This window comes from Micromonospora auratinigra (assembly GCF_900089595.1).
Lineage (GTDB): Bacteria > Actinomycetota > Actinomycetes > Mycobacteriales > Micromonosporaceae > Micromonospora > Micromonospora auratinigra.
In genome coordinates, this window is the sequence record NZ_LT594323.1 from 2319059 (window position 1) to 2341576 (window position 22518).

The window sequence follows — 22518 nt, forward strand, 5'->3', positions numbered from 1 at the left end:
CAGCGTACGCAGCCCGGCGGCTCGTCCGACCGCTCCCCCGACCCGGCCGTCGCCGGCGCGTGCGCCGATCCGGGACTCCCGTCCGACCAGGGACCGGATCGGCGTGAGCCCGGGGCGTCAGGCGGGGAGGGACGCCCGGACCGGGCGCTCGACGAGCACGGCGGTGAGCAGGAGGCCGGCGAGGACCGCGAGCGCGACGGCCGGCGGCAGCAGCCGACCGACCGGCAGCAGGAACAGTGCCAGCGCGGCGACGGTCGGGGGCGCCGTCCCGACCGGCTGCCCGGAGAGCCGGCGGAACACCAGCCGGCCGGCCAGGTAGAGCGCCGCGCCGCCGTACAGGGCCACCGCGCCCGTCCAGGTCAACCGGTCGGTGTCGGGGTGCTCGCCCCGGTGGGCCGCCGCGACGAGCTCCAGCACCTGCTCGACGCCGAACGCCAGGTAGATGACCCCGGTGATCAGCAGCAGGTGGGTCTGACTGTAGGCGTCGGCGGCGATCCGGTCCCGCCGGTCCCCCGCGGCGGCGGCCAGCGCGCGGGCGGCGGCCGGGGCGGCGCGGTCGAAGTAGAGCCACCACAGGCAGACGGTCGCCACGAACCCGATCAGCGCCACCGCGAGCACCGGCGGCGCGGTCACCGAGGACCCGATGCCGACGCCGGCGGCGACCAGCGACTCCCCGAGCGCGATGATCAGCACCAGCCCGTGCCGTTCGGTGAAGTGGGCCGGGCTGCGCAGCGGCCACGCGCCCCGCCACCCGTACGCCAGGCGTTGCCCGCCGATCTCGATCACGAACGCGAGCACCCAGAGCAGGGCGTGGGTCGCCCCGCTCGCCAGCGCGCCGAGCAGCAGCGGCACCCAGCCCGCCGCGCTGACCACCGCGAAGAACCGGATCCGGGACCGCAGCCCCGGCGCGCCGCCCGCCGCCCAGTGGTAGAGCAGCAGGTGCACCGCGCGCAGCAGCACGTAGGCGCTCGCGACGAGCAGCGGCCCGTGCGCGCCCGGCCCCGACGACCAGGCCCGCGGCATCGCCAGCGCGGCGACGAAGAGCGCCGCCATGGCGACCAGGAACCCGACCCGGGCCAGCCCGACGTCGGCCCGCGTCTGGTTGCCCAACCAGGTGTACGACGACCAGGCGAACCAGAGCAGCACCAGCAGGAGCAGCCCCTGCGCCATGGCGACCGGGGTGGGCGGACGCCCGATCAGCACCATGATCCGGGTGAGCGCGAAGACGAAGACCAGGTCGAAGAAGATCTCGAACGGCGTCACCGTACGCCCCGGCGGCGCGGGCCGGGGCCACGCCGGCCGGCCCCGCCCACCGTGCCGTCTCACTGCGTCGGTCCGGGCACGGACGGTCAGTCCGGCATCCGGATGACCGGCAGGTCGTCGCGACCGTACCGGTCCTCGCCGGTGAGGATCGCGGCGTCGTGGTCGAGGCAGGCCACGACCGTGGTGGCGAGGTCGACCCGTCCGGTGAAGCCGCGCCAGTAGCTCAGCTCCTGCCAGGCGCGCCCCTCGGTGGGGAGCACGACGCACGCGTCGAGGCCGAGCAGGCGGTGCACCGCGGCCCGGTCCTTGGGGTCGGCGATCACGGCCAGCGTCTCGGCGACGGTGACGGCGGTGACGGCGAACCGGTTGCGGTCCTCGATCACCTCGTGCAGCGGCTCCCCCACGTGCACCGAGCCGGCGACGTAGGCCAGCAGGGCCGAGCGGTCCAGGAGCAGCCGGACCGGCCGTTCGTCCTCCTCGGCGCTCACGCGACCGGCTGTCGCGCCGCGCCACCGGCGTCGTCGCGCAGGTGCTGGCGGACCCGGTCCCGGAGCGCCTGACGCCGCTCGGCCGACCACTCGGCCTCCACGGCGGCCCGCCGGGCCCGCGCCTCGGCCACGCCCTGCCCGGTGATCGGGATGCCGGCGTGGGCCAGCTCGGCGTCCAGCGCGTCCAGGCGCATCCGGTCCCGGACGGCCTGGGTGACGTACGCCGAGGCGTTGGGTTCCTGCTCCAGCCGCGCCGCCACATCCGGCGGCACGGAGATGGACAGCTTCCTCACCTGCGCGGTCATACCGCGACGATACTCCAGGTAGCACCGGGGGCGGGTCGATTCCACGGGATGTCCCGGACCGACGGGACACGACCGGGCGCGGCGGACGCCCGGTCGTTCCCCGCCGCGGCGGGCGGCGGCCGGCGGTCCGACCGGGCCCGCCGCGCCCCCAGGTCAGAGACCGCCCTCGCTGAGCCGCTGGCGGTAGCCGCGCGCCCCCTCGGAACCGACGTTCTCGTTGACGTCCACGCCGCCCGGGTTGGTCTGCACGTGGTAGTAGGTGGCCCCCCACAGGTTGCCCGCCACCGAGTTGTCGAAGTGGATCAGGTTGGCGTACTTGTAGCCCTTGTCGTACTGCGAGATCGCGGTGGTCCGGATCGAGTACTCGGTCGCGATGACCGGCTTGCCGGGCCACTTGGTGGCGGCCCGCTGCAACGTCTCGGCGTAGGTCAGCTCGTTGTAGCTGCCCTGCCCGGTGAAGCTGCCGCTGCTCGGGTTGCTGTAGAAGTGCACGCCGACGAAGTCGCACTTGGCCACCGCGTTGACGTAGTTCGGGTTGGCGTACCAGTCGTCCGGACGCACGCCCTTGTTCGGCGACAGGGCGGTGCCGCAGATCAACGCGCCGGGGAACTCCGTGCGGATCCGGTCGATGGTCGCGCTGAGGCACCAGCCGTAGCCCCAGATGTCGCTCACCCCGATGTTGGGCTCGTTGCCCAGCTCGATGATGCACTTGCCGGCGCCGGACCGGATCCGCTTGTACTCGAAGAACCGCGAGCTGCGGATCTCGTTGACCGCGTTGTTCGCGTCGATCACCGTGTTGGTGTCACCGGTGACGGTCCGCACGATCAGGTAGTCGCTGGCGCCGCAGGCGGTCCAGACGTAGTCCGGGTTGGCCGCCCAACCGCCCTGCAGGCCCCAGCCGGTGACCACCTTGGCCAGGTTGGCCGACTGGTTGCCGATGGCGGTCAGCCAGGTCTGGTAGCCGTCGGTCAGCACCGGCCCGTGCGCCCGGTAGAAGGGCGCGGCCGAGGCCGGCTCCCCGGCGCCCAGGTACGCGCCCACGCCGACCGCCGCCGCCGCGCCCCCGGTCAGCCGGATGAGCGAGCGCCGGGACAGTCCCCGACCACGCTGGCTGCTCTCGTCCTGTTCCACTGGTGTCTCCTCACGGATCGGTGCGGACGTGGTCCGGGCAGCGGCACCGCCCGTCCGGACCACGTCCGCGGTCCCGTTACCGACCCCCGGTCTGTGCCGGGCCCGCCCAGCGTCGGACCGGCCGGTATAGCGGCGGTATACGAGCCGGGGAGCAGGGCGGACGCCGCTCAGCCGCCGGCGACGACCGGCAGGGCTGCCAGCAACCGCCGGGTCCGGTCGATCCAGAGCGCCGCGGCCATCCGCTCGAAGATCGCCAGCGCGGCGTGCAGCGCCTCGCGGGCGGCGTCGGAGCGGCCCCGCACCACGTCCAGCCGGCCCAGGCTGAGCAGCGCGTACCCCTGCCAGCGCACGTCCCCCTCGGCGCGGAACAGCGCCAGCGCGGCGCGCAGCTCCCGCTCCGCCTCGTCGTGGCGGCCCAGCCCGGTGAGCGCGTCCCCCCGCCCCCGCCGGGCGTACGCCTCCCCCAACGCGTCGCTGACGTCGGCGAACGCCGCCCGGCACGACTCGTACGTGGGCACCGCCTCGGCGAAGCGGCCCTGGTCCACCTGGGTCATGCCGAGACCGAGCAGCGCGGCGGCCTCGCCCAGCCGGTCACCGAGCGCGGCGAAGTCCGCCCGGCAGCGCAGGAAGCACTCCGCCGCCTCGTCGTAGCGGCCCTGGTCCAGCAGGATGCTGCCCAGGGTGCGGCGGGCGTACGCCTCACCGTCGCGGTCCCCCAGCTCTCGGAAGGCGCTCAGGCAGCGCCGGGCGGCCGCGGTGGCGCCGTCCAGCCGACCGAGTCCCCGGTAGGCCACCGAGAGGCCCCGCAGGGTGTGCGCGACGCCCCGCCGGTCGCCGCCGGTCTCGAACAGCGGCAGGGCCCGCCGGTAGTGCGCGACAGCGGTGCGTGCCTCGCCCCGACCCCAGCCGGCGTCGCCGAGCCCGCGCAGCGCCTCGGCCCGGCGCAGGTCGCTGCCGGTCCGCTCGGCCAGCTCCAGCGCCCGCCGGAAGTGGTCGGCGGCCTCGGCGAAGCGTCCCCGGTCCCGGTAGAGGTCACCGAGGCGCTGGGTGAGGGTGGCCTCGACGGCGGTGTCCCCGGCCCGCCGGGCGGCGTCCCGGGCCAGCTCGTGGGTGTGCCGCCAGGCGTCCCACTGGGACCGCTCCTCGAGGAACCGGGTCAGTGCCTGGGCCAGCCGCCAGGTGGCCGGCCAGCGGCCGGTGCGGTGCGCCTGGCGCACGGCGGCCACCAGGTCGGCCTGTTCGGCGGCGAACCAGCGCCGGGCCCCGTCGGCGTCCGGGCCGGTCATCGCGGCGGCGGACGCCTCGGCCGCCCGGACCCAGCCGGCCAGCGCCGCGTCGACGGCCGCCCGGCGTGCCTCGGCCGGTTCGGCGCCGGCCAGCTCGGCGGCGTACACCCGGAGCAGGTCGTGCAGCCGGTAACGGTCGCCGGCGGTGGCCTGCAGGAGCTGGGCGTCGACCAGGGCCTCCAGCAGCCGCTCGGCGCCGGTGGGCCCGGTGCCCAGCAGGGCCGCGGCCAGCCAGCCGGTCACCGTCGGCTGGTCGAGCAGCGCGATCAGGTGGAAGGCCCGGCGGGTGGGCCGGTCCAGGCCGTCGTAGCTGAGCTGGAAGCTGGCGCGCACGTCCAGGTCACCGACGCGCAGCTCGTCGAGGCGGCGACGGTTGTCGGCGAGCCGGTCGGCGAACGCGGTCAGCGTCCAGTGCGGCCGGTTGACCAGCCGGGCGCCGGCCACCCGGACGGCCAGCGGCAGCCGACCGCAGAGCCGGACGATCTCCTCGGCGGCCGGCACGTCCACGTCGGCCGGGCGACGACCGGCGGCGGCCAGCAGCAGCGCGACGGCCGGGCCGGGGTCGAGCACGTCCACCGGCAGCTGCCGGGCACCGACCAGTCCGGCCAGCGGGGTGCGGCTGGTGACCAGGGCCGCGCACCGGGCGCCGCCGGGCAGCAGCGGCCGGACCTGCTCCTCCCCCGCCGCGTCGTCGAGCAGCACGAGCACCCGACGGTCGGCCAGCGCGCTGCGGTAGAGCCGGACCCGCTCCTCCAGGTCGTCGGGGAGGTGGGCGGTGGGGCGACCGAGGGCACGCAGGAACTGGGCCAGCACGTCCGCCGGGTCGACCGGCCGGCTGCCCTGGCCGTGCAGCGTCACGTGCAACTGCCCGTCCGGGTAGTCGGTGCGCAGCAGGTGGGCGGCGTGCACGGCGAGGGTGCTCTTGCCCACCCCGGCGGTGCCGGAGAGGGCGCAGATCCGCAGCGCGCCGGCCGGCCCGCTGAGGTGGTCGACGATCCGGTCGACCTCCGCCGCCCGGCCGGTGAAGTCCGGCAGGTCGGCCGGGAGCTGGGCGGGGCCCGGTTCCGCCGGGGCGTCCCGGCGCAGGGTCGCGGCGAGCGCCCGCAGCGCCGGTCCGGGCGCCACCCCCAGCTCGGCGGCGAGCAGCTGCCGCGCCTCCCGGTACGCGGCCGACGCCTCGGCGTGCCGGCCGGCGGCGAGCAGCCCGCGGACCTGGTGTTCCCGGAACGGCTCGTGCAACGGGTGGTCGACGACCAGCCGGCGTACCTGCGGCAGCACGGCGACCGGGCCGCCCAGGCGCGCCTCCACCGCCACCGACTCGTCGAGCGCGGCGAGACGGGCCTGCTCCAGCCCGGTGGCCTCGGCGCGCAGCAGCCCGCGCTCGACCAGGTCGGCCAGCGCCGGCCCCCGCCACCCGGCCAGCGCCCGCCGGTAGGCCGCCCGGCCCGCCGGCAGGTCACCGGCGGCGACCGCGCGCCGGCCGTCGCTCACCAGGGCGTCGAACTCGGCGGCGTCCAGCCGGTACGCCGTGCGCGCCAGCCGGTACGTGCCGTCGGCGTAGCCGAGGGCGGTACCGAGCAGCTTGCGGAGCTGGTGGATGTAGAGCTGGAGGTTCTTGACCGCCGAGCGGGGCGGGTCGTCGGGCCAGAGGGTGTCCACGAGTTCGGTGACGGTCGCGCCCCGGCCGGCCCGCAACGCCAGCGCCGCCAGCAGCGCCCGCTGCTTGGGCGGGCCGAGCGGCACCGGTTCGCCCCGGTCGGTCTCGGCCGTGCAGGGCCCGAGGACGCGCAGCAGGACCCCGCCCACCCCGTGCGGCTCGTCCACCACCATCACTGGTGAAGTCTAGGCACCGGGCGGGGACCCGCAAGTGGGCCCGCGACGGCGACCGGCGTCCACCGTGGCCGGTGGACGCCGGTGCGGCTCAGGCCGGGACGGCCTGGCTCACCACTTGTCCCAGGGGATGGTCCAGTCGCCGATCCCGTCGGTCAGCGACATGGTGCGCGGGGTGTTGCGCACGTCGACCACGTCGCCGAGGCGGAAGGTGTCGTAGAACCAGCGGGCGTGCGCCGGACCGACGTTGATGCAGCCGTGCGAGGTGTTCACCCTGCCGTGCGCGGGGATGTTCCAGTCGGCCAGGTGCACGAACTCACCCGAGTAGGAGATCCGCAGGCAGAGCTTGATCACCTCGTCGTAGAAGTTGGGGTCCTTCTCGTCGGTGACCCCGTAGCTGGCCGAGGTCATCCGGTGCGAGGGCTCCCGGGTCATCACCACGTGCGGACCGGAGCGGGTCCAGTAGCTGACCTCCTGGCCGTCGGCCCCGGTGGTGGTGCCGCCCTTGCCCATGCTGATCGGGATGTCGCGCACCATCGCGCCGTCGATGTAGACCTTCATCCGGTGGGTGCGGGAGTCGGCGACGGCGATGCGGGACGGGCCGATGGTGAAGTTCGTGCTGGCCGCGGCCCCGCCGTAGACGCCCTTGCCGAGGTTCTTGCCGAACAGGTCGACCTGCACCGAGATCTTGGTGCCGGGCGTCCAGTACTTCGCCGGCCGCCAGTGGGCGTTCTGCCCGTCGATCCAGCGCCACCGGCCCTCGACGGCGGGCGTCGTCTGCACCACCATCGACTTCTCGGCCTCGTCGCGGTTCTTCACCGGACGGCTGAAGTTCACCATCACCGGCAGGCCGACCCCGTACGTGCCGCCGTCGCGCAGCGCGGTCAGCGCGTTGGCCTGGAAGGTGACCGAGGCGACCCCGGACGGCTTGACGGTGCTGAACCGGCTGGTCTGCTCGGTGACCGTGCCGACGGCGTCGGCCACCGACACGGTGACGGTGTAGCTCTTGCCGTAGGCCAGCTTGCCGGTCGACCGCCAGGTGCCGTCGTCGCCCAGCTTGCCGGCCACGGTCTTGCCGCCCGCCGCCACCCGGACGTCCTTGAGCGTGCCGCCCTCGGCGGTCACCACCACCGGCTCCACCGGCGACACCTTCGCCGCGTCGGCGGCCGGCGTGACGCTCACCCGCACGGCGGCGGCCGGGGTGGTCTCGCTCGGCGTGCTCGCGCCGGGCTGCGACCAGGTGGCGCCGGCCGAGGACGTCTCCTTGCAGCCCGCGGTCGCCAGGCCGGCCGTGACACCCAGGCCGGTGGCGATCAACTTTCGACGACTGATCATCGTGTTCCTCTCCGCGGGGAGACTACTTCGTGTCGACCCGGCCGTGGGACCCGGCGCTACCGGCGAGTCTCGATCTGTGCCGATCGGCCGGCGGGCCGCGCGGAACGGACAGCCCGCGCTCCCCCGTCCGGCCGGCCGGGCGGCCCGGCGGCACCCCCGCCAGCGACGGCCATCAATTCTACTGGTCGCCGGCGCTACCGCCCGGGCAGACCGGCCAGCCAACGGTCCAGCTCGGCCGGCGAGCCGAACAGCAGCACCGGCGGACCGGACGGGTCGGCCCGCCAGGCGCGCATCCGTCGGCGCGCCCGGCCGAACGCGGCCACGTGCCAGACCAGGATCGAGTCACGGGACAACACGCTGCCCAGCGACTCTCGGTTGCCGTTGCAGATCACCTCACCGGTGACCAGCCGGCGCACCGTCCGGCGCAGCAGCCACCAGAAGGAACGCCACCGTGGGTAGTCGAGGCCGACCACCAGGTCGGCGCGCGACAGCGGCACGTCCCGCCAGCCGTGGTACGCCCCGTCGACGATCCACCGGTCCCGTGCGCAGAGCGCCTCGATCCGCTCCCGCTGCCGGGCCACCGGCACCTCCACCCAGCCGGGCTCCCACAGCAGGTCGTCGACCGGGTACCAGGGCAGCCCGAGCCGCTCGGCCAGCCGGGCGGCCAGGGTGGACTTGCCGGCGCCGTACACCCCGTAGACCAGGATGCGGGAGGGTGCGCTCACGGCGGCAGCGTACGCGGTCGGCGCACCCGGGCCGGCTCAGCCGACGAGTTCGGTCAACCGGGCGGCGGTGGCCTCGTCGGCGGGCAGGAACGCCTCGAGCCTCAGCTCCGCCACGGTGACGTCCACCGCCGTGCCGAAGTGGGTGAGGGTGGTGACCAGCCGTAGTTCCCGGTCGTCCCGGTCGCCGACGCGCAGCCGTAGCGGCACGGCGAAGCCGAGGTGGTCGGGGCCGGGGTGCGCCGGGCGCGGCGGCACCAGACCGACCAGCTCCGCCGCGAGCCGCCGCAGGTCGTCGTCCGGGTTCCGGACGCTCTCGGCCCGTACCCGGTCGATGACGTGCCAGGCCCACTCGTCGAGATTGCGGATCCGGGGCGCGAGGCCGCGCGGGTGCAGCAGCAGGCGGGGCACGTTCACCGGCGGGGCGAGCAGCGCCGGGTCGACGCCCCGGGTGAGGGCGTGGAAGCCGGCGTTGGCGGCGACCAGGTCGCCGTGCCGGTCGACGACGACCGCGGGGTACGGCAGGTGCCCGCGCAGGATCCGGTCGAGGGCGCCGCGGATCGGCGCCAGCTGCGGGTCGTCCAGCGGGCTCTGCGGGTAGGCGGGGGCGAAGCCGGCCGCGAGCAGCAGCTCGTTGCGCTCCCGCACCGGCACCTCCAGCGACTCGGCCAGCCGGACGACCATCGACCGGCCGGGGGTCGACCGTCCACTCTCCAGGAAGCTCACGTGCCGCTGCGTGGTGCCCGCGCGGACCGCCAGCTCGAGCTGGCTGACCCGGCGCCGGAGCCGCCACTGCCGCAGCGCGCCGGCGAACCCGCCGCCGGTCGGTTCACCGATCACCCCTCCTGTGTAGCCGGTGCGGGCGACCGGCCGCGATTCCCTGCGGGGAATTGTCGGGCCGGACCCGGCGGCGCAGAGTCGTCGCCGGACACCACCGGCGAGAGGACGACCATGACGACGACCCTGCCCGCGACGGTACGCGGCTGGCGCGCCACCGGCGGCGCCGGAATCGACGGGCTCACGTTGCGCAGTGACGTCGCCCGGCCGCCGGGTCCCGGCGAGGTGGCGGTGGCCGTACGGGCGGTCTCGCTCAGCTTCCGGGAGCTGCTGATCCTGCGCGGCCGGTACGTCCTGCCGGTGAAGCCGGACCTGACCCCGGTCTCGGACGGCGCCGGTGAGGTGCTGGCCGTCGGACCGGGCGTGCGGCGGGTACGCCCCGGCGACCGGGTCACCGCCACCCTCTTCCCGGCCTGGCGGGACGGGCCGCTCGAACCGGCGTACCTGGGGCAGTTGGGCGGCTCGCTCGACGGGCTGCTGACCGAGGTGGCCGTGCTGCCCGAGGAGGCGCTCGTGCCGGTCCCCGGGCACCTCTCCCACGTCGAGGCCGCGACGCTGCCCTGCGCCGCCGTCACCGCCTGGAACGCGCTCACCGGCGACGGCCGGGGCCTGCGGCCGGGCCAGACCGTGCTGACCACCGGCTCCGGCGGGGTGTCGCTGTTCACGGTGCAGTTCGGCAAGCTGCTCGGCGCCCGGGTCATCGCGACCACCGGGCACCGGGCCAAGGAGCCCCGGCTGCGCGCCCTGGGCGCCGACGAGGTGGTCAACTACCGCGACGTACCGGACTGGGCCGCCGCCGCCCGCGACCTCACCGACGGTCGCGGTGTCGACCGGGTGGTCGACACCGCCGGCACGCTGGACCAGTCGCTGCGGGCGCTGGCGCTGGACGGGCACGTCGCGCTGGTCGGCTCGGTCACCGGGGAGTGGCCGCCGGTGGATCCGCGGCTGCTGTTCGGTGCCGCCGCCACGGTTCGGGCGCCGGCGGTCGGCAGCCGGGCCCAGTTCCTCCGGATGGCCGAGGTGATCACCGCGCACCGGCTCCGGCCGGTGGTCGACCGGGTCTTCCCGTTCGAGCAGGCGCGGGCGGCGTACCGGTACTACGAGTCGGCCGGCCCGTTCGGGAAGGTGGTGATCTCCGTCCCCTGAGCAGGCCGCGACGGTGACCCGCGTGCGACGTCCGGGGTGGACGATCGGGGGCACGCGGTTCTCTCGACGCGGCCTGCTGGGCGTGGCCACCGCGGCCGTCGCGGCGGTGCGCGCGCTGGACTGAGCGGGCCGGAAATCGTGCTGCGGCCGGTCGGCGGGGGCGGGTAGCTTGCCGGCATGAGCGCACCGACGGCCGCCGGCACCGAGCTGTGGTTCTGCACCGATCCGGCCGAGTTCCTGGCCACCGCCGGCGAACACCTGGCCGCCGACCCGGTGGTCGGCACGGTGGTGGCGACCGTGGCGGAGCGGATGGCGCGGCAGCAGGCCGACGGGATCGCGCCGCCGGAGCGCGTCTGGTGGCTGGTGGTCCGCGACGCCGCCGGCGCGGTGGTGGGCGCGGCGATGCGGTCCGCCCCGTTCGCCCCGTACCCGCCGTTCCTGCTGCCGATGCCGGACGAGGCCGCCGTGGCGCTGGCCCGAGCGCTGCACGGGCGCGGCGAGGAGGTCCGTGCGGTCAACGGCGCGCTGCCCGCCGCCCGGCTCTGCGCGGCCGAGCTGGCCCGGCTCGGCGGCGGCCGGGTCGACGTCGCCCAGCACACCCGCCTGCACGAGCTGGACGAGCTGGTGCCGCCCGCGCCCGCTCCCGGCCGGCTGGTGGCCGCGACAGGGGACGACCTGGACCTGGTCGTCGACTGGTTCGCGGCGTTCGCGGGCGACGCCGGCGAGCAGGCCGGCCGGCCGCGCGGCGCCACCGCGCACGAGCTGCCCGACCGGGCCGACCTGCACCGCAGGGTCCGGGATGGACGGGTGTGGTTCTGGGTCGACGAGGACGGGCAGCCGGTGCACCTGACCGCCGCGAACCCGCCGGCCTTCGGGGTGGTCCGGGTGGGCCCGGTGTACACCCCGCCGGAGCGACGGGGGCGGGGCTGGGCCAGCAACGCGGTCGCCGCGCTCTCCGCGCGGTTCCGCGCCGAGGGCCACCGGGTCTGCCTCTACACCGACCAGGCGAACCCGACCTCGAACCGGATCTACGCGGCGCTGGGCTACCGGCCGGTGGTCGACATGGCCAACCTGGTCGTGGTGCGCTGAGGCCGCCGGCTCAGACCGCCGGGCTCACCTCCGACACGCCGAAGTCGGCCACCCGCAGCGTCGGCATCGCCATCCGGGTGAAGTAGTCCCCCCACTCGCGGGGCAGGGTCCGCTCGGTCGCCCCGATCTCCACCACCCGGTCGAGCAGGGCGACCGGGCTCTCGTTGAACCGGAAGTTGGGCAGCGCCGCCACCACCTCGCCGTCCTCCACCAGGTAGACCCCGTCGCGGGTGAGGCCGGTCAGCAGCAGGGTGCGCGGGTCGACGTCGCGCAGGTACCACAGGCAGGTGAGCAGCAGCCCGCGCCCGGTGCCGGCGATCATCTCGGCCAGCGACCGCCCACCCGGCGGCCCGGTCAGGGTCAGGTTGTCGATCTGCGGGGTGAGCGGCTGGCCGGTCAGCCCGGCCGAGTGCCGGGTCTGCACCAGCGCGCGCAGCTCCCCGTCCACCAGCCACCGGGTGGCGGCCAGCGGCAGGCCGTTGTCGAACACGCTCGCCGCCGAGCCGGAGGCCCGGGCCGTCACGAACGGCGCGCAGGCCAGCCCCGGTGCGGCCGGGTCACTGCGCAGGGTCAACGGCGCCTCGGTGAGCCGGTCGCCGATCCGGGTGCCACCGTCCGGGGCGCTGAACACGGTCCGGCCGTCGGCGGCGTCGGCCGCCCCGGCGTTGAGGTAGAGGTGCAGCATCAGGTCGGCGACACAGGCCGGCGGCAGCAGCACCTCGTACCGGCCGGGGGCCAGGGCGCGCCGACGGGGCACGGCGTCGAGCCGGTCGGCCAGCCCGGCCGCGAGCCCGGGCAGGTCCGTCCCGGTCAGGTCGGTGCCGCCGACGCCCGCCCAGGTCGAGGCGGTGCCGGCCGCGTCCCGGGCGGTCAGGTCCAGCACCGAGGTCGGCTGGACGTGGCGCAGCCGCAGGCCGGTGGTGCCGGCCAGCCAGGTGGTGGCGGCCTGCTGCTCGGCGTACCCGTGCAGGGCGTGGCCGGTCGCGCGGGCCCGGGCGAAGGCGTCGCCCAGCCCGGACGCGACGCCGCGCAGCCGGTCCACCGGCACGTCGGCGGCCGACTCCCCCCAGGACGGTGCCGGGTCCGCGGCGGGGGTGAGCAGCGGCGCGGCGTCCGGGGCCGGCGGGCCCGAGCGGGCCGTGGCCCGGGCCCGGGCCACCAGAGCGGCCACCTCGCGGTCGTCCGGGGCGCCGCCCTGGCCGAGCACCGCCGCCGCCGTGCCGGCCGTGCCGGCGGCGAGGGCCACCACGGTCAGCCGGCGGTGCCGGGTCGTGCCCGACGTGGTCAACGCGTTGTCCGCCCAGCGCAGGTGGGCCGTGCTGGTCTCGTCGACCAGCACCAGCAGCTCGTCGGGGCCGGCGTGGGCCAGCGCCCGTTCGGCCAGCTCCGCGCCGTTCATCGGGGCTCCTCCCCGCCGGTGTCGACCACCCGGACGCCCCGGAACACCGCCGTCGGCGACCCGTGACTGGCCGCCGCCGCCTGCACCGGCTGCCCCTTGCCGCAGAGGTCGGCCCCGAAGCAGTGGTAGGTGTCGGGGCCGCCCACCGCGACCAGCGAGCCCCAGAAGTCGGTGGTGTCGGCCTGGTACGCGACCCCGGCGAGCTGCTCGCCGAGCCGACCGTGCCGGATCCGGTACGCCCGCTGCGCGGTGAACTGGAACCGCCGCCGCTGGGTGTCGATGGACCAGCTGTCCGAGCCGACCAGGTAGATGCCGTCCTCGACCCCCGCGATCAGCGCGTCGGTGGCCGGGCCGTCCGCCGCCGGTCGCAGCGACACGTTCGGCAACCGGGAGATCGGCACGTGACCCGCCGACTCGGCGTACGCGCAGCCGGTGGAGCGCGGCGCGCCGAGGCGTACCGCGGTGTGCCGGTCGGTCTGCAGGCCGGTCAGCACGCCGTCGCGGACCAGCGTCCACGACCCGGCCGCCACCCCCTCGTCGTCCCAGCCGACGGTGGCCAGCCCGTGCGGATCGGTCCGGTCGGCGGTCACCGTCATCAGGTCGGAGCCGTAGCGCAGCGCGCCGACGTCGGCCGGGGTGGCGAAGGTGCCGCCGGCGTAGGAGACCTCGTGGCCGAGGGCCCGGTCCGCCTCGGTGGCGTGCCCGACCGACTCGTGGATGGTGAGCCACAGGTGCGACGGCGCGGTCACCAGGTCGTAGCGGCCGGGCCGGACCGGGCGGGCGCGCAGCTTGCCGGCCAGCTGGCCGGGCAGCTCGGCCAGCTCGCCCGCCCAGTCCCAGCCCTCGCCGTGCAGGTACTCCCAGCCCCGGGCGGTCGGCGGCCCGAGGGTACGCAGGGTGGCCGTGCCGGCGTCGTCGACGCCGACCGCCAGCACCTGCGGATGCACCCGGACCCGCTGCTGCGCGACGGCGGTGCCGGCGAGGTCGGCGTACCAGGTGTTCTCCCGCACGGCGCTGACCTTGGCCAGCGCGTGCCGGACCACCGGCGCGGCCAGCAGTGCCCGGCTCCACTGCGCCAGCAGCGCGACCGCGTCCGCCTCGGGCACCGCGAACGGGTCGACCCGGCACGGCGAGGACCACCGCCGGTCCGGGTACACCGGTTCCGGGGCGAGCTCCACCGGCTCGGCACCCGCCGCCCGGCACACCCGGGCCAGCCGTACCGCCCGCTCGACCGCGTCGACCGCCCCCTCGGGGGTGACCTCGGGCACCGCCGCGAAGCCCCGGACCCCGTCGTGCAGCACTCCGACGCTCAGCCCCAGCTCGGTGCCGTCCTGGCTGCCGCGCAGGCGGCCGTCGTGCAGCAGCAGGCGGCGGGCCCGGTTGCGGGCGACCCGCACCGCGGCGTGCGTCGCGCCGAGCCGCCGCGCCCGGTCCAGCGCGGCGTCGGTGACCGCCGCCAGCGGCAGGGCCAGGAACGAAGGGTCGATCTCCCCGGCGGTGGCCGGCGCCGGGTCGGTCGCCGTGCTCACGCGCCCAGCCGGTCGGACATCGCGGCCAGGTGCTCCGGGGTGGTGCCGCAGCAGCCACCGACCAGGGTCAGGTCGTACTCGTCGCACCAGCGCGCCAGCAGGTCACCGAAGGCCTTCGGCTCCCACGACGTCGTACCGGCCGGGACGTCCGCGCCCCGGTCCTCCAGGTTCGGGTACGCCCCGATCGGCCCGGACACGCTCGCCCGCAGCGTGCGCAGGCACTCCTCGGTGCGGGCCGGGTCGGTGCAGTTGACCAGCACCGCCGCCGCGCCGTCCGCCTCGACGGCGCGGGCCGCCTCGGCCAGTGGCTCCCCGGAGAGCAGCCGGGCGTCGTCGCCGCAGACGAAGCTCACCCAGGCGGTCGCGCCGGTGCCGAGCACCTCGGCCAGCGCGACGCGTGCCTCCCGGGCGGTGTTCATCGTCTCGACCAGCACCGTGTCCACGCCGGCCCGGGACAGCTCGGTGGCCAGCCAGCGGTGCTCGACGTGCAGCGTCTCGTCGTCCGGCACCAGGTCCGGCCGGTACGCGTCGGCCACCGGCGCCATCGAGGCGACCACCCGGGTACGCGGGCTGCCGGCGGCGTTGCGGGCGGCGAGCGCCACCCCGACGGCGGCGTGCACCATCCAGCCCAGCCCGGCGTCCTCCAGCCCGGCCGCCCGCAGCGTCCGCAGGTTGCAGCGGAAGGTGTTGGCGGTGACCACGTCGGCGCCGGCGGTGAGGAAGCGCTCGTGCACGCCCTTGAGGACGCGCCGCCGCGCGTCGGAGAGCAGCGCCCGGGTCATCCACCACGGGGGTGTCAGCGGGATGCCGGCGCGGTGCAACTCGGTGGCCACTCCCCCGTCGAGCCGGATCCTGGCCGGGCCGGTGGTCTCTGGCATCGGTACCGCTCCTCTCTGCGGGCCGGTCACGCCGGTCCCGCCCGTAGCGCGCGGACCAGGTCCTCGACCAGGTCCGCCGGGTCCTCGATCCCCATCGACAGCCGTACGAGGTCGTCGCCGATGCCGAGCCGCAGGCGCGTGTCGCGGGGCACCGGCCGGTGCGTCATCAGCGCGGGGCACTCGATCAGCGACCGGACCCCGCCGAGGCTGACCGCCGCGGCGAACAGCCGTACCCGTTCCATCAGCTTCACCGGGTCGCCGCGGTAGCTGAAGCTGACCAGCGCGCCGGGCCCGGTCATCTGCCGCGCCGCCACCTGGTGGCCGGGGTGGGCCGCCAGGCCCGGGTAGTGCACCGTGCCGACGGTCGGCTCGGCGGTCAGCGCGGCCACCACCCGCCGCGCGTTGTCGACCTGCCGGGCGACCCGCAGGGCGAGGGTCTTCAGCCCGCGCTGGACGAGGAAGCAGTCCGGGCCCCCGGGCGCGCTGCCGACGGTGGTGCGGTGCGCCACCAGCCGCTCGTGCAGCTCGGGGTCGTCGTGCACCAGCGCCCCGCCGAGCACGTCGAGGTGGCCGGCGAGGAACTTGGTGGTGCTGTAGAGGGTGAGGTCGGCGCCGAGGCGCAGCGGCTGTTGCAGCGCCGGGCTGGCGAGCGTGTTGTCCACCAGCACCCGCGCGCCCCGGCGGTGCGCGAGGCGGGCCACCTCGGCGATGTCGGTGATCTTCAGCAGCGGGTTGCTCGGCGTCTCCAGCCAGACCAGCGTCGGGGGCGGCCCGTCGTCGCCGAGCGCCCGGTCGCGCCGCGCCGGGTCGGCCAGGTCGACCTGGTCGACGGTCACCCCACGGGCGCGGACCAGGTCGAACAGGGCGTGCGTGCCGCCGTAGACGTCGTCGCTCGCGACGACCCGCTGCCCGGGGCGCAGCAGCGACAGCGCGGCCTCCGCGGCGGCCTGACCCGAGGTGTACGCGGTGGCGAACCGGACGTCCTCCAGCGCGGCGAGGCAGCGTTCCAGGTTCTCCCGGGTCGGGTTCTCGCCCCGACCGTAGAAGTAGCGCAGCGGCTCCTGCACGGAGCGCTCGTAGGTGACCGCGAGGTGCAGTGGCGGCACCAGGTCACCGGTGCCCGGGGTGGGGGTCTGTCCCTCGTGGACGAGGCGGGTGTCGAAGCGCATGGCGGTCACAGGAACCGGGTGGTGGGGTGCTCGGTGGTCCAGAAGCCGGGGCGGACCCCGGCGACGGCCTCGGCGACCCGGTCGACGTCGTCGAGGGTGTTGTAGACCCCGAAGGAGAGCCGGACCGTGCCGAGCAGCCCCAGGTCGTCGAGGAAGACGCTGGCGCAGTGCACCCCGCAGCGGGCCGCGATCCGGTGCCGGTCGAGCTGGCCGCCCACGTCGTACGGGTGGATGCCCTCGACCACGAACGACACGATGCCGGCCGGGTCGCGGGCCGGGTCACCGACGACCCGGACCCCGTCGAGCGCGCCGAGCACGCGTACCGCGTGCCGGACCAGGGTGCGGTCGTGCTCCCGGATGCCGGCCCAGCCGAGCCCGTCGAGGTAGCTCAGCGCGGCGGCGAGCCCGACCGCGCCGGCGACGTCCGGGGTGCCCGCCTCGAAGCGGGGCGGGCCGGTCAGGTAGCGGACCGGCTCGGTCAGCGACACGCCCTTCACGGTGCCCCCACCGACCTGGTACGGCGGCAGCTCGGCCAGCAGGTCGCGACGGCCGTACAGCACGCCGACGCCCATCGGGCCGTAGACCTTGTGCCCGGAGAAGCAGTAGAAGTCGGCGTCGAGCGCCCGGACGTCGACCTGCCGGTGCGGCACCGCCTGCGCGCCGTCGACCACCACCGGCACGCCGTGCCGGTGCGCCTGCGCGATCATCTCGCGGACCGGGTTGACGGTGCCGAGCACGTTGGACACGTGCGCGATCGCGGCCAGCCGCACCCGGGGGCCGAGCGCGGCGGCGAAGACGTCGGCGGAGACCCGGCCGTCGGCGTCGACCGGTACGGCGACCAGCTCGGCGCCGGTCTGCTCGGCCAGCCGCCGCCAGGGCAGCAGGTTGGAGTTGTGTTCCATCCCGGTGACCAGCATCCGGTCGCCGGGGCCGACGAGACGCCGGCCCAGGGTGGCGGCGAGCAGGTTCACCGCGTGCGTGGTGCCGGAGGTGAAGAGCACCTCGTCGGGGTGCTCGGCGTCGATCGCCCGGCGCACCGTCTCCCGGGCGGCCTCGAACCGCTCGGTCGAGGTCTGGCTGAGCCGGTAGTAGCCACGGCCGACGTTGCTGTTGGCGGTGGTGTAGTAGTCGGTCACGGCGGCCAGGACGGCGGCCGGCTTCTGGGTGGTGGCGGCGTTGTCGAGGTAGGCCAGCCCGGTCCCCTCGGGGCTGCCGAAGAAGGGGAAGTCGTCGCGGACGGTCGTCGGGAGCGTCCGCCGATCGACGTCGCCCTGCCAGGTGGTGCCGGTCATGATGTCTCCCGTCCGTCGAACAGGGTGCGGAACTCTTCGAACAGGCGCTGGTCGAGCCGGGTGACCTTCTGCTCGGGGTAGGGCCGGTGTCGCGCCGGAAGGTAGCCGGGGTCGTCCGGGCGGCGGGGCCGGCCGTCGGGACGCAGCAGGTGCGGGCCGTAGAAGAACCAGCAGATCTGCCCGATCTGCTCGGTGAACAGCACCGGGTGCACCTCGGGCGGGTACATCCGCAGGTGGCACCAGGTGGCGCGGAACTCGCCGCGCGGGCCGAAGCCGGCGCCGAGCAGCACGTGCCCGAACAGGTCGTGCACGGCGCGGAAGACGTCGTTGTGGCGGAACACCACCCCGTTGACGGTGACCGGGCTGGGCTCGCGCAGCGGGTGCGGGTCGGTGGCCGGCCCGGGACCGTGACCGTCGCGGGTGAGGTAGACCGCCAGGGTGCCGGTGCGTCCGACCCGCTCGCGCAGGTCCGCCGAGTCCGCGTACGGCTGGCCCGGCCCCTGCCACGGCACGACGCGGATGCCGGCGCGGACCGCCGCGTGGTACTGCGCGAGGTTCTCCGCCGCGAACCGGCGGTAGCCGGCGAGGGTGGCCCGGTCCGGTGGCCCGGTGGCCCGGTCGTACGCGGCGGCGATCCGCACGCCGAGGTCCTCGCAGGCCGGGGCGGGCGGGTCGGCGAGGTCGGGCACCGGGGCGCCGGGGTCCGGCAGCCACGGCCGGTCGGCCAGGTAGCGCGCGGCGACGGCGGCCAGCCGGCGCACCGTGTCCGACTCGCGCTCCGCCATCGTCGCCCCCGGAGGATGTTCGCAGCCGACGTCACGGTGGCCGCGACCCGCGCGGCCGGCCCGGCCGGGGCCGGACGACCCGGACGCCGGCTGGCCGGCACCATCGACGCCGATACTACCTTTTCCTCAAGCTGATAACGAGACCGTGATCGATGCCGGATTCTCGTCTCGGGCCATCATCCCTGGTCGACGCGATGCTGCCGGCGAGGCAACGGAGCAGCCCGGGAGAAGGCACTGCACAATCCACCACCACGGACGCCGCACGGTCCGACGCATGGGCAGAGCCCATGGGCGCGGCCGACGCCCGGCAGACGCGCGGCCGGCGCGCGGCCGACGCGCGGGCGGGGCGCGGGCGGGGCGCGGCAGGCACGCGTGGCGGGACGCGCGGGCGGGGCAGGGCTCGCGGGCAGGCGCGGCGGCTCAGCCGCGCGGGGTCGCCCTCGGGCGGACGCCGGCGGTCATCGCGCCCGTCTCCAGGCCGAGCAGCTCGCAGCAGCGCAGCACCGCCTCGGTGTCGCCCTCCAGCTTGAGCCGGCCCTGGATCATCGCCAGCAGCGGCGTCAGCCGACCGGAGCCGATCTGCACGAACGTCGCCGCGTCGGTGGTCGCGATCATCGTCGGGTGCTCCGCCTCGCCCCGCACCGGGCGGGCCACCCCGTCGCGGACCTGGAGGTGGAACGCCTCGTCGTCGACCCGGAACTGGTAGTCCTCGTCGAGGTCGGACGCCTGGTCCGGGCGGATCATCGCCTCGACGGCGAGGAACCCCCAGTGCGGCCGTACGGTGTCCTCCGCGGAGAGGTCGCCGACGAACTCCATCCCCCAGTGCGCCAGCCCGAGCACCATCGGGCGCAGCTGCTGGCCCACCTCGGTCAGCTCGTACGCCAACCGGGAACCGGTGCCGCGCAGGTCGGTCTGCCGGACCACGCCCTTCTCGGTGAGGAAGCGCAGCCGCTCGGCGAGCAGGTTGGTGCCGACGCCCGGCAGGTCGGCGAGCAGCTCGCCGTAGCGCCGGGGACCCATCAGCAGCTCCCGGACGATCAGCAGGGTCCACCGCTCGCCGAGCACGTCGAGCGCGCTGGCGAGACCGCAGTACTGGTGGTAGGCGCGCTTGCCGCCGGCCGAGGAGGTCTCCACCTCACTACTGTATCGGATAGCGTGACCGTCCGCATCGACCGAAAGTCACGCTTCGTCACCGACCGGTTATCCCATCTTGCGCTGGCCGAACAGCCCCTTCATCAGCACCGGCTTGGCGACCTCCTGGAAGTCCATCGCCGGGTCGAGTTCCCGCACGGTGCCCTCGATGACGAGCAGTGACAGCAGCGGGAAGATCAGCTCCGGTGCCGCGTGCACACCGTAGCGACGTTGCAGGTCGAACATCTCGCCGGCGAAGGCGATCAGGCTGAACTCCCGGGCCGGCAACCCGTGGCTGCGCTCGACCAGGTCGGCCATCCGGGTCAGGAAACCCGGCACGTCGGCGTCCGCCCGCAGCCCGGTGCCGCTGCGCACCACGATCTCGGCGCAGTACGACCCCCGGCCGATCGACATGTTCATGAAGAACTCGGCGAAGAGCCGGCGCAGCTCCTCGGTGAGCTGGACGCTGAACCCGGCGTCGAGGACCACCACCTGCCCGCGCCGGGTGAAGTAGAGGTTGCCCGGGTGCATGTCGCAGTGCACGAAGCCGTCGACGAAGAGCATGTGGTAGATCGCGGTGAGCCCGGACGAGGCGAACCGCCGTTGCAGGGCGGGCGGGCAGCCGCGGGCGGTCCCGGTGTCCAGGTCGGGGATGTACTCCATCACGATGCAGCGCGGACGGCAGGCCGCGTCGTACACCTTGGGCACCCAGACCCGGGGCACGGCGGCCAGGTTGACCCGCAGCCGGGACAGGTTGGCCGCCTCGCGGGTGAAGTCGAGCTGTCCGAGCACCGCCTCCGACATGTGCGCCATCACCTCGGTGACCGGTACGTCCCGGAAGACCGGCAGCCGGGCCATCAGCGCGGCGCCGGCCCGCATCAGCGTGAGGTCGAGGGTCATCAGCCGCTCGACCCCCGGGCGGCGCAGCTTCACCGCCACCTCCTCGCCGGTGCGCAGCCGGCCCCGGTAGACGCAGGCCACGCTGCCGCTGGCCACCGGCACCGGGTCCAGCTGCGCGAACAGGTCCGGCGCCTCGACGCCGTACGCCTCGCGCAGCGCGCGCCGGGTGCCGGTCCGGTCCAGCGGCGCCACCGCGTCCTGCAGCACCGCCAGCTCGTCGCAGAACGCCGGCGGCAGCAGGTCGCGTCGGGTGCCGAGCACCTGCCCCGCCTTGACGAAGGTCGAGCCCAGCCGGGTCAGCAGCACCGTGCAGCGCCGGTAGACGTGCCGGCGCCCCGCCTCCCGGCCGCGCAGCACCGCCAGCGCCGCGCCGCCCAGCAGGGCGGGCAGCAGGAGCGCGAGGCTGAGCGTCACCGTCCAGACCGCCCGGGCGGCCAGCGCGGGCCTGCCGACCACGGCCGCTCACCCCCTCACGATGCCGGGCACCTCGATGGCGCGCAGCTGCAACGTGCCGTGGTCGCAGTACCAGATCCGGCTGCCGTCCCAGGTGACCCCGGTCGGGTTGCCGGCCACCGAGTACGCGGCCACGTCACGGCGTTCGTCCAGGTCGTACACGTTGATCGTGGCGTTGGCGTAGTCGGCGTAGACCAGGAAGCTGTCCGAGACGGTCAGGCCGGCCGGGGCGTACCGGATCGGGAAGGTGTCGATCAGGCCCATCCCGCGCGGGTCGCGCAGCTCGACCAGCCGCAGGTCCTCGTAGCCGAGCCAGAGCCCGTGCCGGGTGGCCTCCAGCCCGCGCAGCACGTTGCCGGGGCGTGGGTTGGGCAGCTCGGTGACCTCCTCGCCGGTGGCCGGGTTGAGCCCACGCAGGCAGCGCTGCGAGCCGCAGACCTGGAGCAGGTAGCCGTCCAGGGTGGTCAGGTCGGTGCAGACCTCGGGACAGGGGATCCGGTGCTCGACCTGCCCGGTGTGCGGGTCCAGCGCCATGATCTGGTTGGACACCGCCTCGGAGAACCAGAGGAACTCACCGAACCAGGTGAGCCCGCAGAGCTTGAAGGCGCGCACCGGGATGTCCCGGACCGTGCCGGCCGCGAACGGCATCACGACCTCCCCGCGCGGACGATGCCGCAGTCCAGCCGCCAGTCCGTGGCCAGGCGCACCCCGGTGCCGTGCCGGGGCCGGCGCAGGTCGACCCGCAGCTCGTCGCCCTCGGCCACCCGGGTGTGCCGCAGCGGCCAGATCCACACCGCCCAGTTGCAGCCCGGGTACGAGGGGAAGTTGGACAGCTCGACGCCGTCGGCCATCTCCGCGGTGAAGTAGCCCATGACCGCGTGCAGGGTGCCGGGTCGGACGATCCGCAGCCGCTGGCTGGGCCTGGATCGCGCGGAGCCGGCCCGGCCCAGCAGGGAGTCGGCGACCGGCTCGGGCTCGCTGAGCAGTCGCGGTGTGCGCTGGAAGAAGTGCAGGTGGGCCTGGGGCTCGACCAGTTCCTGCACGACGTCGAGGCGGTGACCGAGGAAGTCGGGGCCCCACAGTCCCCAGCCCTCGGCGTCGAACTCGATCGCCGCCAACCGGGTGACCAGCCGCCGGGGCACCACCCGACCGCCGGGGCGCAGCACCCGACGGGCGACCACGCCGAGCACCTCGGTCATCTCCTCCTCCGGCCCGAGGTTGCCCATCATCTCGGAGACCAGGACGTCGGCGCGGCGCGGCAGGCGCAGGGTGCGCGCGTCGGCCACGACCAGGGTCAGCCGGTCCTTGAGGTCGTTGGCGGCGATGATCCGGGCGGCCACCTCGGCCATCCGGGGGTCGGCCTCGACCGCGTACACGTGCTCGGCGCCGTGCCGCAGGGCGAGCAGGGAGAGCACGAGGGTGCCGGCGCCGATGTCGACCACCACGTCCCCCGGGTCGATCGCCTGTTCCAGCGCGCGGTCGTAGGCGCGCAACCGGGGGCCGTCGGCGAGCATCGTCTGGTGCATGAGGAGCAGGCGCTGGTCCACAGT

20 protein-coding genes are annotated in these 22518 nt (G+C 75.5%); 2 read left to right on the top strand and 18 right to left on the bottom strand.

All coding sequences use genetic code 11. The features are described from left to right. Positions 1-117: 117 nt before the first annotated feature. The 8 genes from GA0070611_RS10565 to GA0070611_RS10600 all read right to left on the bottom strand — a co-directional run bounded on the left by GA0070611_RS10565 (position 118) and on the right by GA0070611_RS10600 (position 9200). A complete protein-coding gene (locus GA0070611_RS10565; RefSeq protein ID WP_231921399.1) occupies positions 118-1263 on the bottom strand; it encodes a low temperature requirement protein A in 1146 nt (381 codons plus the stop codon). A gap of 86 nt (positions 1264-1349) precedes the next feature. Beyond that, positions 1350-1751 (bottom strand): PIN domain-containing protein, encoded by a 402-nt coding sequence (locus GA0070611_RS10570; RefSeq protein ID WP_091661756.1) that lies wholly within the window; start codon positions 1749-1751, stop codon positions 1350-1352. After that, complete coding sequence (locus tag GA0070611_RS10575) at positions 1748-2056, bottom strand: hypothetical protein (RefSeq protein WP_091661759.1); 309 nt, start codon at positions 2054-2056, stop codon at positions 1748-1750. Before GA0070611_RS10575 ends, GA0070611_RS10570 begins: the two co-directional genes overlap by 4 nt. 153 nt (positions 2057-2209) lie before the next feature. Further along, positions 2210-3187, bottom strand: coding sequence for a glycoside hydrolase 5 family protein (locus GA0070611_RS10580; protein ID WP_091661763.1), 978 nt, complete (start codon positions 3185-3187; stop codon positions 2210-2212). Positions 3188-3354: 167 nt separating this feature from the next. Further along, positions 3355-6303, bottom strand: a complete 2949-nt coding sequence (locus tag GA0070611_RS10585; protein ID WP_091661765.1) for an ATP-binding protein — start codon at positions 6301-6303, stop codon at positions 3355-3357. Positions 6304-6414: 111 nt separating this feature from the next. Beyond that, complete coding sequence (locus GA0070611_RS10590; protein WP_091661770.1) at positions 6415-7638, bottom strand: L,D-transpeptidase; 1224 nt, start codon at positions 7636-7638, stop codon at positions 6415-6417. A 194-nt stretch (positions 7639-7832) separates the two neighbouring features. After that, positions 7833-8363, bottom strand: a complete 531-nt coding sequence (locus GA0070611_RS10595) for a P-loop NTPase family protein (protein WP_091661775.1) — start codon at positions 8361-8363, stop codon at positions 7833-7835. A 36-nt stretch (positions 8364-8399) separates the two neighbouring features. After that, positions 8400-9200, bottom strand: a complete 801-nt coding sequence (locus GA0070611_RS10600; protein WP_091661779.1) for a helix-turn-helix domain-containing protein — start codon at positions 9198-9200, stop codon at positions 8400-8402. A gap of 111 nt (positions 9201-9311) precedes the next feature. On the opposite strand from GA0070611_RS10600, the gene GA0070611_RS10605 reads away from it, so the two are divergent. Further along, a complete protein-coding gene (locus GA0070611_RS10605; RefSeq protein WP_091661784.1) occupies positions 9312-10343 on the top strand; it encodes a zinc-dependent alcohol dehydrogenase family protein in 1032 nt (343 codons plus the stop codon). 177 nt (positions 10344-10520) lie between these two features. After that, entirely contained in the window at positions 10521-11432 is a 912-nt protein-coding gene (locus GA0070611_RS10610; protein WP_091661787.1) for a GNAT family N-acetyltransferase, read from the top strand. 10 nt (positions 11433-11442) lie between these two features. Here the strand turns inward: GA0070611_RS10610 and GA0070611_RS10615 are convergent, their stop codons facing one another. From GA0070611_RS10615 to GA0070611_RS10660, 10 genes are all read right to left on the bottom strand, one after another. After that, positions 11443-12831 (bottom strand): metallopeptidase TldD-related protein, encoded by a 1389-nt coding sequence (locus GA0070611_RS10615; RefSeq protein ID WP_091661790.1) that lies wholly within the window; start codon positions 12829-12831, stop codon positions 11443-11445. Further along, the gene (locus GA0070611_RS10620) at positions 12828-14360 is read right to left on the bottom strand and encodes a TldD/PmbA family protein (protein WP_091661795.1); all 1533 of its coding nucleotides are present in this window, start codon (positions 14358-14360) and stop codon (positions 12828-12830) included. The genes GA0070611_RS10615 and GA0070611_RS10620 overlap by 4 nt, the downstream gene beginning before the upstream one ends. Beyond that, positions 14357-15238: a homocysteine S-methyltransferase family protein gene (locus GA0070611_RS10625; protein WP_091661798.1), complete on the bottom strand. Its 882-nt coding sequence runs from the start codon at positions 15236-15238 to the stop codon at positions 14357-14359. The genes GA0070611_RS10620 and GA0070611_RS10625 overlap by 4 nt, the downstream gene beginning before the upstream one ends. 26 nt (positions 15239-15264) lie before the next feature. Then, positions 15265-16407: a trans-sulfuration enzyme family protein gene (locus GA0070611_RS10630; RefSeq protein WP_091672759.1), complete on the bottom strand. Its 1143-nt coding sequence runs from the start codon at positions 16405-16407 to the stop codon at positions 15265-15267. A gap of 5 nt (positions 16408-16412) precedes the next feature. Continuing rightward, positions 16413-17699, bottom strand: a complete 1287-nt coding sequence (locus GA0070611_RS10635; RefSeq protein WP_091661803.1) for an aminotransferase class V-fold PLP-dependent enzyme — start codon at positions 17697-17699, stop codon at positions 16413-16415. Next, entirely contained in the window at positions 17696-18484 is a 789-nt protein-coding gene (locus tag GA0070611_RS10640; protein ID WP_091661806.1) for a hypothetical protein, read from the bottom strand. Before GA0070611_RS10640 ends, GA0070611_RS10635 begins: the two co-directional genes overlap by 4 nt. Positions 18485-18904: 420 nt before the next feature. Beyond that, positions 18905-19618 carry a winged helix-turn-helix transcriptional regulator gene (locus tag GA0070611_RS10645; protein WP_091661811.1) on the bottom strand — a complete coding sequence of 238 codons (714 nt, stop codon included), beginning with the start codon at positions 19616-19618 and terminating at the stop codon, positions 18905-18907. A gap of 66 nt (positions 19619-19684) precedes the next feature. After that, the gene (locus GA0070611_RS10650) at positions 19685-20971 is read right to left on the bottom strand and encodes an ABC1 kinase family protein (protein WP_091661814.1); all 1287 of its coding nucleotides are present in this window, start codon (positions 20969-20971) and stop codon (positions 19685-19687) included. Positions 20972-20977: 6 nt separating this feature from the next. Next, positions 20978-21616: an NHL repeat-containing protein gene (locus GA0070611_RS10655; protein WP_091661816.1), complete on the bottom strand. Its 639-nt coding sequence runs from the start codon at positions 21614-21616 to the stop codon at positions 20978-20980. Further along, the gene (locus GA0070611_RS10660; protein ID WP_091661817.1) at positions 21616-22515 is read right to left on the bottom strand and encodes a methyltransferase domain-containing protein; all 900 of its coding nucleotides are present in this window, start codon (positions 22513-22515) and stop codon (positions 21616-21618) included. The genes GA0070611_RS10655 and GA0070611_RS10660 overlap by 1 nt, the downstream gene beginning before the upstream one ends. Positions 22516-22518 lie beyond the last annotated feature (3 nt).